The sequence below is a fragment of the Kribbella sp. NBC_00359 genome (assembly GCF_036097425.1).
In the GTDB taxonomy this organism is placed as follows: Bacteria; Actinomycetota; Actinomycetes; order Propionibacteriales; family Kribbellaceae; genus Kribbella.
In genome coordinates this window covers 8,701,203-8,713,736 of the sequence record NZ_CP107975.1, presented here as the reverse complement: position 1 = coordinate 8,713,736, position 12,534 = coordinate 8,701,203, and the positions used below count along the sequence as shown (strand labels likewise).

Sequence of the window (12,534 nt, the reverse complement as noted above, 5' to 3'; positions counted from 1 at the left end):
ACGACGTTCACCAACCGGCTACCTGACGGTGGTCGACGGCCTTCACCGACCGACTACTACTTGACGATGATCGACTTGGAGTCGGAGTCGGAGATGGTGCCGTCGGCGGCGGAGATGAGGTAGGCGTCGATCTGGTAGGGGCCGGGGGTGAGTTTCAGTTCGATGAGGAAGGGTGAGAACTTCTGGCCTTCCTTGGTGTTGACAACGCTCTTCGACGTCTTGCGGGTCTTCAGGTTCGTGACCTGGTAGTTGACGGTCGCCTCGAAGGCGTTTGCGGTGCCTTGGATGGTGACGGGGCTGGCGGTGGTCTCGCCGTCGGCCGGGGAGTCGATCCACACGAGTGCCTGGACGTCAGCGGCTTGGGCGCGACCTAGCGGCGTACTGGTGTCGATCTGGCCGAAGAGCATGGCGCCGGCGCGGCCTTGGCGGGTGATCTGAACCGGCTCGGTGCTGGTGTGGAGGGCGCCTTGGACGGTGTAGATCAGCTGCTGCGCGGCCACGTCCGCGACGTCAGGGTCGAGCGACGCCGCCGGGAGCTCCTTGAAGTCGACCGTCACGACGCCGTCCGTGCGGGTGACGGCGTTGACCTCGGCGCCGCGCCAGACCGTGTAGTAGTCGGGGTCGGACGGCCCCTTCGACGTCATGATCCGGACCGCCTGCTCGGCCGGCCGGCCGCTGACCTTCGCCCAGGTGCGGTACAGCTTGACGGCTTTTGCCTTCACGGTCGGCGTCGGGTCGGCACCGGCCTGGGTCCCGGTCCTGTTGCCGAGCCAGTAGACCGGTACGAGCGCGCTCTTGACGGCCTGCTCCGGCTTGCCGCGCTCTGTGCGGACGACGGTCGGCGCGGGGCCTGTGCTCGGTGGGAGGGTGGCGGCGGTCGGCAAGGCGGATGGCGCGGCCGTGGTGGCCGGGGACTTTACAGACGGGACTCCGGTGGCGGTCGTGGTCGTGCCAGGGCCGGCGACCGCGTCGCCGTCGTTCGCGGAGTTCTGGTTGCCGTTGAAGACGGCGAAGGCGCCGATGGCCGCGGCGGTGCCGACCGCCGCCGCGCCGACGGTCAGCAGCCAGGGCCGCCGGGCCGCGGGCCGGCGCTGAGCATGTGCGCGGGCGCGGATCTCCGGCAGGGCGTCGGCCGGTTCGATCCGGTCCGCCTCCTCGGAGAGGGCCCGCCGCATCAGTTCGTCGAACGGCTCGTTCTGGTGGTCGTTCATACGCTCTGCTCCAGGACCTGGCGGAGCGATTTGGTCGCCCGCGCGGCATGGCTCTTCACGGATCCCCGGCTGATGCCCATCGTGTCGGCGATCTCCGCCTCCGAGAGCTCACCGTAGTACCGCAGCACCATCACGGTGCGCTGCTTCTCCGGCAGGGTGCGCATCGCCTCGATGACCCGGTCGGTCTCGGCGGTTCGCAGTACCGCCTGCTCCGCGCTCGGCTCGTCGGGGAGCGTGCGCGGGGTGTGCTTATCGACGACCACCAGGTGACGCTGGCGGGAGCGGCAGCGGTTCACCACCGCGGTGCGCAGGTACGCGAGCGCCTTGTGGGGGTCGCGCAGCCGGTGCCAGCGGCCGTGCATCGCGACGAACGCGTCCTGCACGATCTCCTCGGCCGAGCCGGTGTCGCGCAGCAGCAAGGCGCCGAGGCGAACCAGCGACGTGTAGTGCGCGGTATAGACAGCCGTCAGCGCCTCGTCGGCATCCCACGAGGACTCATGTGTCACGCACTCTTCGTACACCACGGCCGGTTGAGCCACGACACGAAGACGCGGCGATGACCTCTCAGGTTGACAACATGTGTGTGCCGTTTGGCCGCGGCGGGTCATGGGCCCGAGGCGTACGGCGTGCTCACCGAGCGTGTCCGGGTGAATAACAAGTGAGGGTGTCGGTGCGGACGGCTAGCATGGGGTGACTACTTCACCGGCATCAGGAGGAACAGGCTGTCCAGGCCACGCAGTATCGAACCGGAGGCGCGCGCGAACCGCGCCGCCGACAGCACGCAGGCGTCACACAAGATCATCGTGCCGAACAGCATCGACATGGTGGCCCTGCTCGGAGCCCGGGACGAGTTCCTCCGCATCGTCGAGAAGGAGTTCGCCGCCGACATCATGGTCCGCGGCAACGAGATCACGCTGAACGGCGAGCCGGCCGAGCTGGCCCTGGCCGAGCGGCTGATCGACGAGCTGATCGCGGTGATCCGGACCGGGCACGGGCTGACCGCCGACTCGGTCGAGCGCAGCATCGCGATGATCAAGGCCGCCACGGTCGAGAGCCCGGCCGATGTCCTGACCCAGAACATCCTGTCCAGCCGCGGCCGCACGATCCGGCCCAAGACGCTGAACCAGAAGCGGTACGTCGACGCGATCGACAAGAACACGATCGTGTTCGGCATCGGCCCGGCCGGCACCGGCAAGACCTATCTGGCCGTCGCCAAGGCGGTCCAGGCGCTGCAGGCCAAGGAGGTCACCCGGATCATCCTGACCCGGCCGGCCGTCGAGGCCGGTGAGCGGCTCGGGTTCCTGCCCGGCACGCTGTCGGAGAAGATCGACCCGTACCTGCGGCCGCTGTACGACGCTCTGCACGACATGCTCGACCCGGAGTCGATCCCGCGGCTGATGACGGCGGGCACGATCGAGATCGCGCCGCTGGCCTACATGCGCGGCCGGACCCTGAACGACGCCTTCATCATCCTGGACGAGGCGCAGAACACCTCGCCGGAGCAGATGAAGATGTTCCTCACCCGGCTCGGTTTCGGCTCCAAGATGGTCGTCACCGGCGACGTCACCCAGGTCGACCTGCCGACCGGCACCAACTCCGGTCTGCGCGTCGTGCAGGAGATCCTCGAGGGCGTCCAGGACCTGACCTTCTGCCGGCTGACCTCGCACGACGTGGTCCGGCACAAGCTGGTCGGCCGGATCGTCTCGGCGTACGAGAACTTCGAAGGGCAGCGCTGAGCCGAACCGATGAACGTCGAGGTCAACAACGAGTCCGGCGTGGAGATCGACGCACACGGACTGATGCGGCTCAGCCGGTTCGTGATGTCGTCGCTGCGCCTGCACCCCGAATGTGAGCTGTCGATCAAGCTGGTCGACGAGGACACGATGGCGCGGTATCACGTCGAGTTCCTGGACCTGCCGGGTCCGACCGACGTGATGTCGTGGCCGATGGACGAGCTGCGGCCCGGTGCCGAGGACGACGCCGACCCGCCGCTTGGGCATCTCGGTGACATCGCGCTCTGCCCGACCGTCGCGGCCGCGCAAGGGGCGAAGGCCGGCCACGGCACATGGGCCGAGCTGGAGCTCCTGACCGTGCACGGCATCCTGCACCTGCTCGGCTACGACCACGCGGAACCCGCCGAGAAGGCGGAGATGTGGGACGTCCAGGGCCGCCTTCTGGAAGCATGGCGAGCTCCCGGAAACCGGTTGGAGGGTGTCTGATGGTTGCCACTGTCAGACACCCCTAGGACAGGAGTGACGTTCCGTTGAGCTCCCACGACCTCGTTCTGCTGGTTGTGGCCGCGGTGCTCGTCCTGCTGGCCGGTCTGTTCGCCGGCGCCGAGGCCGCACTGTCGTCGTACTCCAAGGTCCGGGCGAACGAGCAGGTCGAGCTGGGCAACCTGCGCGCGGTCCGGCTCCGCGACCTGCTCTCGGACGCGCCCCGGTACCTGAACTCGCTGCTGCTGCTCCGCCTGAGCTGCGAGATCACCGCGATCGTGCTCGTGACCCAGGCCCTGTCCGGAGTGTTCGAGGTCACCTGGGAACACATCCTGATCACCGCGGTGGTGATGGTCCTGGTCTCGTACGTGATCATCGGCGTCGCGCCGCGGACGCTGGGCCGGCAGCACTCGGACCGGTTCGCGATCATCTCGGCCGGTCCGGTGATGGCGCTGACCAAGGTGCTCGGCCCGCTGCCCAAGGTGCTGATCATGATCGGCAACGCGCTGACCCCGGGCAAGGGGTTCGCCGAGGGCCCGTTCGCGACCGAGGCCGAGCTGCGTGCGCTGGTCGACTACGCCGAGAAGTCCGCGGTGATCGAGTCCGGCGAGCGGCAGATGATCCACTCGGTGTTCGAGCTCGGCGACACCATCGTCCGCGAGGTGATGGTGCCACGGACCGACATGGTCTACATCGAGCGGCACAAGAAGCTCCGCCAGCTCACCTCGCTGGCGCTGCGCTCCGGGTACTCGCGGATCCCCGTGATCGGCGAGTCCCTCGACGACATCCTCGGCGTCGCCTACCTCAAGGACGTCATGCGCCGGGTGTACGACAACTCCTCGGCCGAGTCGACCGAGCGGGTCGAGTCGGTGATGCGGCCGTGCATGTACGTGCCGGACTCCAAGCCGGTCGACGAGCTGCTGCGTGAGATGCAGGCGGCCCGGATGCACCTCGCGATCGTCGTCGACGAGTACGGCGGTACGGCGGGACTCGTGACGATCGAGGACATCCTGGAGGAGATCGTCGGCGAGATCACCGACGAGTACGACGAGGACCCGGACTCGGTCCAGGAGCTGTCCGACGGCGCGTACCGGGTGTCCAGCCGGCTCCCGATCGACGAGCTGGGTGAGCTGTTCGGCGTACCGCTGGACGACGACGACGTCGACACGGTCGGCGGCCTGATGGCGAAGCTGCTCGGCAAGGTGCCGATCCCCGGCGCCGAGGTGGAGATCGCGGGCCTGTCGCTGACGGCGGAGCGGCCGTCCGGCCGCCGCAACCAGGTCGGTACTGTGCTGGTACGGCGGGGGCAGTCCGCCGCCACCCCGCAGGACCAGAACCACCAGCACGCGTAACCACTTCTGCTTTTGGAGCTTTCTTGTCAGACCTCTCGGCCGAGGACGCCAAACTCGTGACGCTCGCCCGCGCCGCCCGGGCACGTACCCGGGCCGCTGAAGGAGCCGCAGTCCGCGACTCCGACGGCCGGACGTACGCCGCCTGCACGGTGGCACTCGACACCGTCGACCTGACCGCCCTGCAGCTGGCGGTCGCGATGGCGCTGGCGTCCGGCGTGAAAGGCCTGGAGGCCGCCGCGGTGGTCACCGACTCGGAGTCCGTCGACGTCGGCGTCGTACGCCACTTCGCCGGTGCCGCCGTTCCCGTAGTACTTGCCCAAGGCACCGGAGAGGTCCGCGATGTCGTCCACACCTGAGCCCTTCAAGTCAGGCTTCGCCTGCTTCGTCGGACGACCCAACGCCGGCAAGTCCACGCTGACCAACGCGTTGGTCGGCCAGAAGATCGTCATCACGTCGTCGAAGCCGCAGACCACGCGGCACGCCGTACGGGGGATCGTGCATCGGCCGGACGCGCAGCTGATCCTGGTCGACACACCCGGCCTGCACAAACCGCGGACCCTGTTGGGTGAGCGGTTGAACGACCTGGTGAAGACCACCTGGGCCGAGGTCGACGTGATCGCAGTCTGCCTGCCGGCCAGCGACAAGATCGGCCCCGGCGACCGGTTCCTGGTCAGCGAGGCGGCGAAGGTCGCGAAGACCCCGAAGGTCGCGCTGGCCACCAAGGCGGACCTGGTCGAGCCGGACCGGATGCTCGAGCACCTGGCCGAGATCGCCACGCTGGGGGAGTCGGCCGGGATCGAGTGGGCCTCGATCATCCCGGTCTCCGCCACGTCGGGCTACCAGGTCGACGTCGTCACCGACGAGCTCATCAAGCTGCTGCCGGAGGGCTTCCCGCTCTACCCGGACGGCGACATCACCGACGAGCCCGAGGAGACGCTGGTCGCGGAGCTGATCCGCGAGGCCGCGCTCGAGGGCGTCCGGGACGAGTTGCCGCACTCGATCGCGGTCACCATCGAAGAGATGGGCCTGCGCGAGGACCGGCCCGAGGACAAGCCGCTGCTCGACGTGTACGCGAACATCTACCTCGAGCGGGACAGCCAGAAGGGCATCGTGATCGGCCACAAGGGCGCCCGCCTGCGCGAGGTCGGCGCCTCCGCCCGCCGCCAGATCGAGGCATTGCTGGGTACGCCGGTCTACCTCGACCTGCACGTGAAGATCGCCAAGAACTGGCAGACAGACGCCAAGCATCTTCGCAAACTGGGGTTCTGACACTCACTCCTGGAAGAGACCACCGATGCCGGCCGACGCCCTGCTGAACCCTGTGTACGCCGCCCTGACCGGCCCGCACGCCACCTTCGCCGAAACCCGCGGCGACGCCCGGCGCTACCCGACCGCGGTCGCGCCGTTCCTCGGCCTGCCCGACAACCCGACCGACCGGGACTGGGCCGACGCCGCCACCCTCCTCGGCCCCGGCACCACGGCGGCTCTGATGCGCCCCGAATTGCCGGTGCCCGAGACCTTCAAGTTGGACCGCCAGTTCGACCTCGTCCAGTTCGTCGCCCCCGAGTCGCTGGCCGCCGAGGACCCCGAGACGGTCGTCCTCGGTCCCGACGACGTACCCGAAATGCTCGCCCTGGTCACGCTGACCGACCCCGGCCCCTTCCGCTCCCGCACGATCGAGCTCGGCACCTACCTCGGCATCCGTCGCAACGACGAGCTGATCGCGATGGCCGGCACCCGCTTCAACCTCCCCGGCCACACCGAGATCAGCGCCGTCTGCACCCACCCGTCGTACCAGGGCCAGGGCCTGGCCACCCGCCTGATCCGAGCCGTAGCCGCCCACATCACCTCAACCGGCAAGCGCGCATTCCTCCACACCGGCGGCACCAACACGCCCGCCATCCGCCTCTACAACACCCTCGGCTTCACCCTCACCAACCAAATGAAGGTAACCATCGTCGAGCCGGTGTAGCCCACGCGTGGGTCAGACCGTCAGAGCGGCTTCTGGTAGGCGATGGCTCGGGCGACGATGTGGTAGTTGAGTTGTTCGTTGATGGCGATCATGTGGGCGTTGGACTCGGCGTTCCAGGTGTCGAGCTGGGTGACGGCGGGCTCCTGCTCGCGCAGCCACAGCAGCATGTCGCACTTGACCAGGGCGCCGAGGCGGTGGCCGCGGTGGTTGCGGTCGACGGCGGTGTCGTGCTGCTCGGCGATGTGCGGACGTTCCTGCTCGACCGCGACGACCGAGTGCCCGGCCGGCTCGCCGGTCGAACGCTCCCGCGCGATCACCCGATAGATGGTCCGGTCGTGGGCGACCTGAGCAGCTTCGTACGCGCGCAGCCGCTCCGGCGTGAACACGTCGTCCTCGATGTCCAGGTCGTCCTTCGGCGCATCGTTGATCGACTCGGTCAGTGCGACCATGCCGTCCAGCAGTTCCTCGGGCACCGGCCCGACCACCCGCAGCAGCTCGTACGCTGTCGATGCCTGAACCGCCTCGTCGTACAGGCGCTGTACGACGGACCAGTCGAGGCCGGCGATGTCCTGCCGCCGGTTGACCTCGATCGCCTTCTGCTCGAACCCGTGCCGCAGTGAGAACGCGTTCGCCTTCGGCAGGTCCCAGTTGTCCGTGCCGATGGAGGTCCGGCCCTGTTCGCGGGCCAATCGCTCGCCGTACGCGACCAGCTCCGAGCCGATCCCGCGCCCGCGGTGGTCCGGATGCACCTGGACCTCGAGCCACGCGAGATGGGTGTTGTCGTACGTCGGGGTGTGCAGGCCGAGGAGTCCGACGGTCACGCCGTCGTCGTCGCGGGCCAGATAGGCCTGGCTTGGGTCGCCGTCCCAGCCGTACTTCAAATGGGCGGCGTAGCTGCGCGGTGTCGGCAGCAACCACTCCGGGCAGTCCAGCTTCGCCGCTGCGGTCAGCAGGGCTACGGCTTCCACACACCCGGCCTCGTCGTCGGGTGACAGTCTCGTGATCTCCACGCCCTCAGCGTCCAACAGCGAGGCGGTTACCGCGAGTGGTTTATTCGCCGTCGAGAAGTTCCACGGCCGCCGCGCGGATCAGCTCGGCATAGGCATTCCGTACGCGTGGTCGACGGTCATCGAGAACATCAGCCGTTTGTCCTGCACCATGACCGCGCGGTACTCGTCCCAGTTCGGATGCTCACCCGAAGCGGTCCGGTAGTAATCCACAAGGTCCTCGACGACCGCGTCGTGCGGATCGGCGGCGACCGGGCTGAGCTCGGCCTTCCCTTCCAGTACGACGTACGAGCGGCCGCGCGGGTCACCGACGTACAGGCTGGCTCGCGGATCGCGGCGCAGGTTCTTCGTCTTGGCCCGGTCGTCGGTGAGTGAGACCCGGATCCGGGTGCCGTCGTAGACATAGGTGACGTTCGACAGTTGGGGTCGTCCGTCCCGCTTGATCGTGACCAGGACGCCGAGTCCGTGGCTGCCGATCCGGTCGCTGAGGGAATCAGTCATACTTGAAGCTTAAATATTCAAGTCCCCTTGAAGGCAACCTCGGGGTCACCAGATCCCCGTAGACGATGTCTGCCAACCATTCCGCACCACGCCGGTCACCGTCTGTGTCTCGGTGATCGAGACCCCGGGTTCGACGGGGTAGCCGGGTTGTGCATAGACTCCCTGGCATCATGCGGCACCAGCTTCTCCTCCTTCGCTGCCGCGGCGAGGCCTGACAAGGCCGGTTCCCTCGCCGCGGAGTCTCGTCGTACGCCGGTCGTCCCTCACGACACCCGCAGTACACCCTCCCGAGGAGAACCCCCGTGGCACCCAAGAACCAGCCCAAGCCTGTCCAGCAGTCCTCCGGCATGCCGATCCAGCGCTACCGCGCGTTCCCGCCGATCGACCTGCCGGACCGCACCTGGCCCACCAAATCCGTCGACCGGACCCCGCGCTGGCTGTCCACCGATCTCCGCGACGGTAACCAGGCGCTGGTCGAGCCGATGTCGCCGGCCCGCAAGCGGCGGATGTTCGACCTGCTGGTGTCGATGGGCTACAAGGAGATCGAGGTCGGCTTCCCGAGCGCGAGCCAGTACGACTTCGACTTCGTCCGCAGCCTGATCGAAGGCGACGTCATCCCCGACGACGTGACCATCTCGGTGCTGACCCAGGCTCGCGACGAGCTGATCGAGCGGACCGTGCAGTCACTGCAGGGCTCGCCGAAGGCCACCATCCACCTCTATAACGCGACCGCGCCGCTGTTCCGCCGGGTGGTCTTCAATGTGGACAAGGCCGAGTGCCGCACCATCGCGGTCCGCGGCACCGAGACCGTGATGAAGTACGCCGACGAGATCCTGGGCGACTGCGAGTTCGGCTACCAGTACAGCCCGGAGATCTTCACCGGCACCGAGCTGGAGTTCGCGCTGGAGGTGTGCGAGGCGGTCTCGGACGTCTGGCAGCCCGCCGAGGGCCGGGAGATCATCCTGAACCTGCCGGCCACCGTCGAGATGTCCACCCCGAACGTGTACGCCGACCAGATCGAGTGGTTCGGCCGCAACCTGACCCGGCGCGAACACAGCACGATCAGCCTGCACCCGCACAACGACCGCGGGACGGCGGTGGCCGCCACCGAGCTGGCCCTGATGGCCGGCGCGGACCGGGTCGAGGGCTGCCTGTTCGGCCACGGTGAGCGGACGGGCAACGTGGACCTGGTCACGCTGGGGATGAACCTGTTCAGCCAGGGCATCGACCCGCAGATCGACTTCTCCGACATCGACGAGATCCGCCGCACGGTCGAGTACTGCACGCAGATGCGCGTTCCCGAGCGGCAGCCGTACGCCGGTGACCTGGTCTACACCGCATTCTCCGGATCGCACCAGGACGCGATCAAGAAGGGTCTGGAGGCGCTGGACAAGCAGGCGGCGGCCGAGGGCAGGCCGGTCGGCGAGATCGCCTGGGAGGCGCCGTACCTGCCGATCGACCCGAAGGACGTCGGCCGGTCGTACGAGGCGGTCATCCGGGTCAACTCGCAGTCCGGCAAGGGCGGCGTCGCGTACATCATGAAGTCCGAGCACCGGCTCGACCTGCCGCGCCGGCTGCAGATCGAGTTCAGCCGGGTGATCCAGCAGCACACCGACTCCGAGGGCGGCGAGGTCGGCCCGCAGCAGATGTGGGACATCTTCGCGGCCGAGTACCTGGCTCCGGGCAAGCTGTCACTGTTGACGGTCAACTCGACATCCGGCGAGGGCCAGGGCGATCAGTTGCGCGTTCAGGTCTATTCCAATGGCGTTCCACACGAGTTGGTTGGCGAAGGCAACGGCCCGGTCTCGGCTTTCGTCGACGCTATCAAGCCGCTCAAGTACGACATCCGCGTACTGGACTATCACGAGCACGCGCTGTCCGCGGGCGGCGACGCGCTGGCCGCGGCGTACGTCGAGTGCGAGGTCGGCGACGAGGTCTTCTGGGGCGTCGGGCGGGACGCCAACATCCTGACCGCCTCGCTCAAGGCGGTCGTGTCCGCCATCAACCGCGCCACTCGCTGAGCCATCAGGTATCGCCCGTCTCCCCGTGTCGGAGGCGGGCGATTCCAGCACTCCCCGATACCGTTGCGTCACAGTTCGCAACGTTGTCTCAACGTTGCCTCAAGACGTTGACTCGATGACTGGGGTTGCGCACACTGTCGTCACTATGCGCAGATCCTTGCAAGACAGCATTACTAAGTCTTGTGGTCTGAGGGTCTGCGCCACCGACTTTCCCTGGCAGTCGCGTGGAGGTGAGCAGTGAGCGGTGCGGTCGAGACACCCGCGTCGAAACTGATCGAAGGTCCGGCCGAAGAACCGAGACCGACGGCTGTTCGACGCTTCACGAGTGCGTGGCTGGTCCGAAGATTCGCCAAAGCGATCTTGACCATCTTTCTGGTCACGACACTGACGTTCTTCCTGGTCCGGCTGCTGCCGGGGAACCCGGTCGACACCTTCATCTCGACCCAGATCGCGCAGACCGGTGTCTCCTACGCCGACGCCGCCGCGCAGGCGCAGAGCCTGTTCTCGCTCGATCCGGACCAGCCGCTGATCCAGCAGTACCTGCAGTACATGCTCAACATGCTGCACGGTGACTTCGGGAACTCGCTGCTGTCACCCGGCACCACGGTGGCCGAGGTCATCAAGACCTACCTGCCCTGGACGTTGTTCTCCGTCGGCATCGCCACGACCCTCGCCTTCATCATCGGCATCATCTCCGGGATGGTGATGGCCTACCGCCGGGAGAGCTGGATCGACCACCTGTTGACCTCGGTCGGGGCGCTGCTGCACGCGATCCCGAACTACATCCTCGCGATCCTGATCGTGGTCTTCCTCGGCGTGAAGCTGCAGCTGTTCGACCTGACCAAGGCCCGCGGCTCGTTCTCGCCCGGCGTGGAGCCGTCGTTCAGTCTGAGCTTCCTGAACGATGCGCTGTACCACGCAACGCTGCCGATCCTCGCCTACACGCTGACTACGGTCGGGTCCTGGGCGCTGGTGATGAAGTCCTCGACGGTGGAGACCCTGGGCGAGGACTACGTGACCGTTGCCCGGGCCCGCGGCCTGACCGACGGGCGCATCCGCACCGGGTACGTCGGCCGCAACGCCGTACTGCCGTTGTTCAGCGCGCTCGCCGTGTCGCTCGGATTCGTCGTCGGCGGCGCGATCTTCGTCGAGAAGATCTTCGGCTACCAGGGCATCGGCTACAGCCTCTTCACCGCGCTCAACGGCCGCGACTACGCGGTCCTGCAGGGGATCTTCCTCGTCCTCACCATCTCGGTGGTGCTGGCCAACCTGGTCGCCGACATCCTCTACAGCCGGCTGGATCCGCGGATCCGCGTCGGCGGCAAGTCGAAGGGGTGACGAGATGTCCGACATGACTGACACAGTGATCGGCGATACCGACACCGCGATCGGTACGACGAGCATCGGGAAATTCTCCAGCATCCTCCGTGGGCTGCGGCGCAGCCCGGCCGGTTTCATCGGCTTCGTGATCGTGGCGCTGCTGGTGCTGATCACCGCGATCGGGCCGTTCTTCACCCCGGACGTGGTGCCCGACGTGAAGTCGATCATGCTGCCCGCGGGTTCGCCCGGGCACCTGCTCGGCACCGACAACGAGGGCAAAGATGTGCTGATCCAGATGATCGACGGCGGCCGGGCCGTCATCTTCATCGGATTCCTCGCCGCGGCGATCTCGACAGTCATCGCGATCGTCCTCGGGTCGCTGGCCGCCTACCTCGGCGGGTGGGTCGACTCGGTGGTGGTCACCGCCGCCGACGTCGCGCTCACCATCCCGACGATCGTCTTGCTCGCGGTGCTCGGTGCGATGTTCAAGCTCGACTCGCCGATCCTGCTCGCCCTGCTGGTCGGCGCTCTGGCGTGGCCGGTGCTGACTCGGGCGGTGCGGTCGCTGGTGCTCTCACTGAAGGAACGTGAGTTCGTCGAGGCGGCCCGGCTGCTCGACCTCGGCACGCCCCGGGTGATCTTCGTCGAGATCCTGCCGAACATGGCCAGCTTCATCCTGATGAACTTCATGATCGCCGTCACCAACGCGATCTACGCGCTGGTCGGCCTCTACCTCCTGGGTCTGGCGCCGTTGACCGGATCGAACTGGGGCATCATGCTCAACCGCGCCTGGATCGCCGGCGCCATCTTCAACGACGCGAGCCTGGCGTTCATCCTGGCCCCGATCGTGGCGATCGTCCTCCTGCTGCTCGGATTGGTGATGATGACGAGATCGCTCGAAGAAATCCTCAACCCGCGTCTCCGGGACCGGTGA

The 12,534-nt window shown here is 67.4% G+C and carries 14 protein-coding genes; 9 read left to right on the top strand and 5 right to left on the bottom strand.

The features are described 5' to 3' along the window. Positions 1-56 precede the first annotated feature (56 nt). The 3 genes from OG876_RS42010 to OG876_RS42000 all read right to left on the bottom strand — a co-directional run bounded on the left by OG876_RS42010 (position 57) and on the right by OG876_RS42000 (position 2,034). Positions 57-1,211, bottom strand: a complete 1,155-nt coding sequence (locus tag OG876_RS42010; RefSeq protein ID WP_328522320.1) for a Gmad2 immunoglobulin-like domain-containing protein — start codon at positions 1,209-1,211, stop codon at positions 57-59. Continuing rightward, entirely contained in the window at positions 1,208-1,717 is a 510-nt protein-coding gene (locus tag OG876_RS42005; RefSeq protein WP_328522319.1) for a SigE family RNA polymerase sigma factor, read from the bottom strand. Before OG876_RS42005 ends, OG876_RS42010 begins: the two co-directional genes overlap by 4 nt. Before the next feature lie 188 nt (positions 1,718-1,905). Beyond that, positions 1,906-2,034, bottom strand: coding sequence for a hypothetical protein (locus OG876_RS42000; protein WP_328522318.1), 129 nt, complete (start codon positions 2,032-2,034; stop codon positions 1,906-1,908). Here OG876_RS42000 and OG876_RS41995 point away from each other — a divergent pair. From OG876_RS41995 to OG876_RS41970, 6 genes are read left to right on the top strand one after another with little or no spacing between them, the layout of a single operon-like run. Beyond that, entirely contained in the window at positions 2,033-2,947 is a 915-nt protein-coding gene (locus OG876_RS41995; RefSeq protein WP_328527023.1) for a PhoH family protein, read from the top strand. The genes OG876_RS42000 and OG876_RS41995 overlap by 2 nt on opposite strands. Before the next feature lie 9 nt (positions 2,948-2,956). Then, positions 2,957-3,430, top strand: a complete 474-nt coding sequence (gene ybeY, locus OG876_RS41990) for an rRNA maturation RNase YbeY (protein WP_328522317.1) — start codon at positions 2,957-2,959, stop codon at positions 3,428-3,430. Positions 3,431-3,474: 44 nt separating this feature from the next. After that, a complete protein-coding gene (locus OG876_RS41985) occupies positions 3,475-4,779 on the top strand; it encodes a hemolysin family protein (protein ID WP_328522316.1) in 1,305 nt (434 codons plus the stop codon). A 23-nt stretch (positions 4,780-4,802) separates the two neighbouring features. Then, positions 4,803-5,135 (top strand): cytidine deaminase, encoded by a 333-nt coding sequence (locus tag OG876_RS41980; RefSeq protein ID WP_328522315.1) that lies wholly within the window; start codon positions 4,803-4,805, stop codon positions 5,133-5,135. Then, positions 5,119-6,048 (top strand): GTPase Era, encoded by a 930-nt coding sequence (era, locus tag OG876_RS41975; RefSeq protein WP_328522314.1) that lies wholly within the window; start codon positions 5,119-5,121, stop codon positions 6,046-6,048. The genes OG876_RS41980 and era overlap by 17 nt, the downstream gene beginning before the upstream one ends. Before the next feature lie 25 nt (positions 6,049-6,073). Continuing rightward, complete coding sequence (locus OG876_RS41970) at positions 6,074-6,751, top strand: GNAT family N-acetyltransferase (protein WP_328522313.1); 678 nt, start codon at positions 6,074-6,076, stop codon at positions 6,749-6,751. A gap of 20 nt (positions 6,752-6,771) precedes the next feature. On the opposite strand, the gene OG876_RS41965 is transcribed toward OG876_RS41970, so the two are convergent. Further along, entirely contained in the window at positions 6,772-7,761 is a 990-nt protein-coding gene (locus tag OG876_RS41965; RefSeq protein ID WP_328522312.1) for a GNAT family N-acetyltransferase, read from the bottom strand. Positions 7,762-7,839: 78 nt separating this feature from the next. After that, the gene (locus OG876_RS41960) at positions 7,840-8,259 is read right to left on the bottom strand and encodes a PPOX class F420-dependent oxidoreductase (protein WP_328522311.1); all 420 of its coding nucleotides are present in this window, start codon (positions 8,257-8,259) and stop codon (positions 7,840-7,842) included. 347 nt (positions 8,260-8,606) lie between these two features. On the opposite strand from OG876_RS41960, the gene leuA reads away from it, so the two are divergent. The 3 genes from leuA (at position 8,607) to OG876_RS41945 (ending at position 12,534) form a co-directional block, all read left to right on the top strand. Then, entirely contained in the window at positions 8,607-10,280 is a 1,674-nt protein-coding gene (gene leuA / locus OG876_RS41955; protein ID WP_328527022.1) for a 2-isopropylmalate synthase, read from the top strand. Between the two features lie 360 nt (positions 10,281-10,640). Beyond that, positions 10,641-11,618 (top strand): ABC transporter permease, encoded by a 978-nt coding sequence (locus tag OG876_RS41950; RefSeq protein WP_328522310.1) that lies wholly within the window; start codon positions 10,641-10,643, stop codon positions 11,616-11,618. Between the two features lie 13 nt (positions 11,619-11,631). Beyond that, complete coding sequence (locus OG876_RS41945; protein WP_328522309.1) at positions 11,632-12,534, top strand: ABC transporter permease; 903 nt, start codon at positions 11,632-11,634, stop codon at positions 12,532-12,534.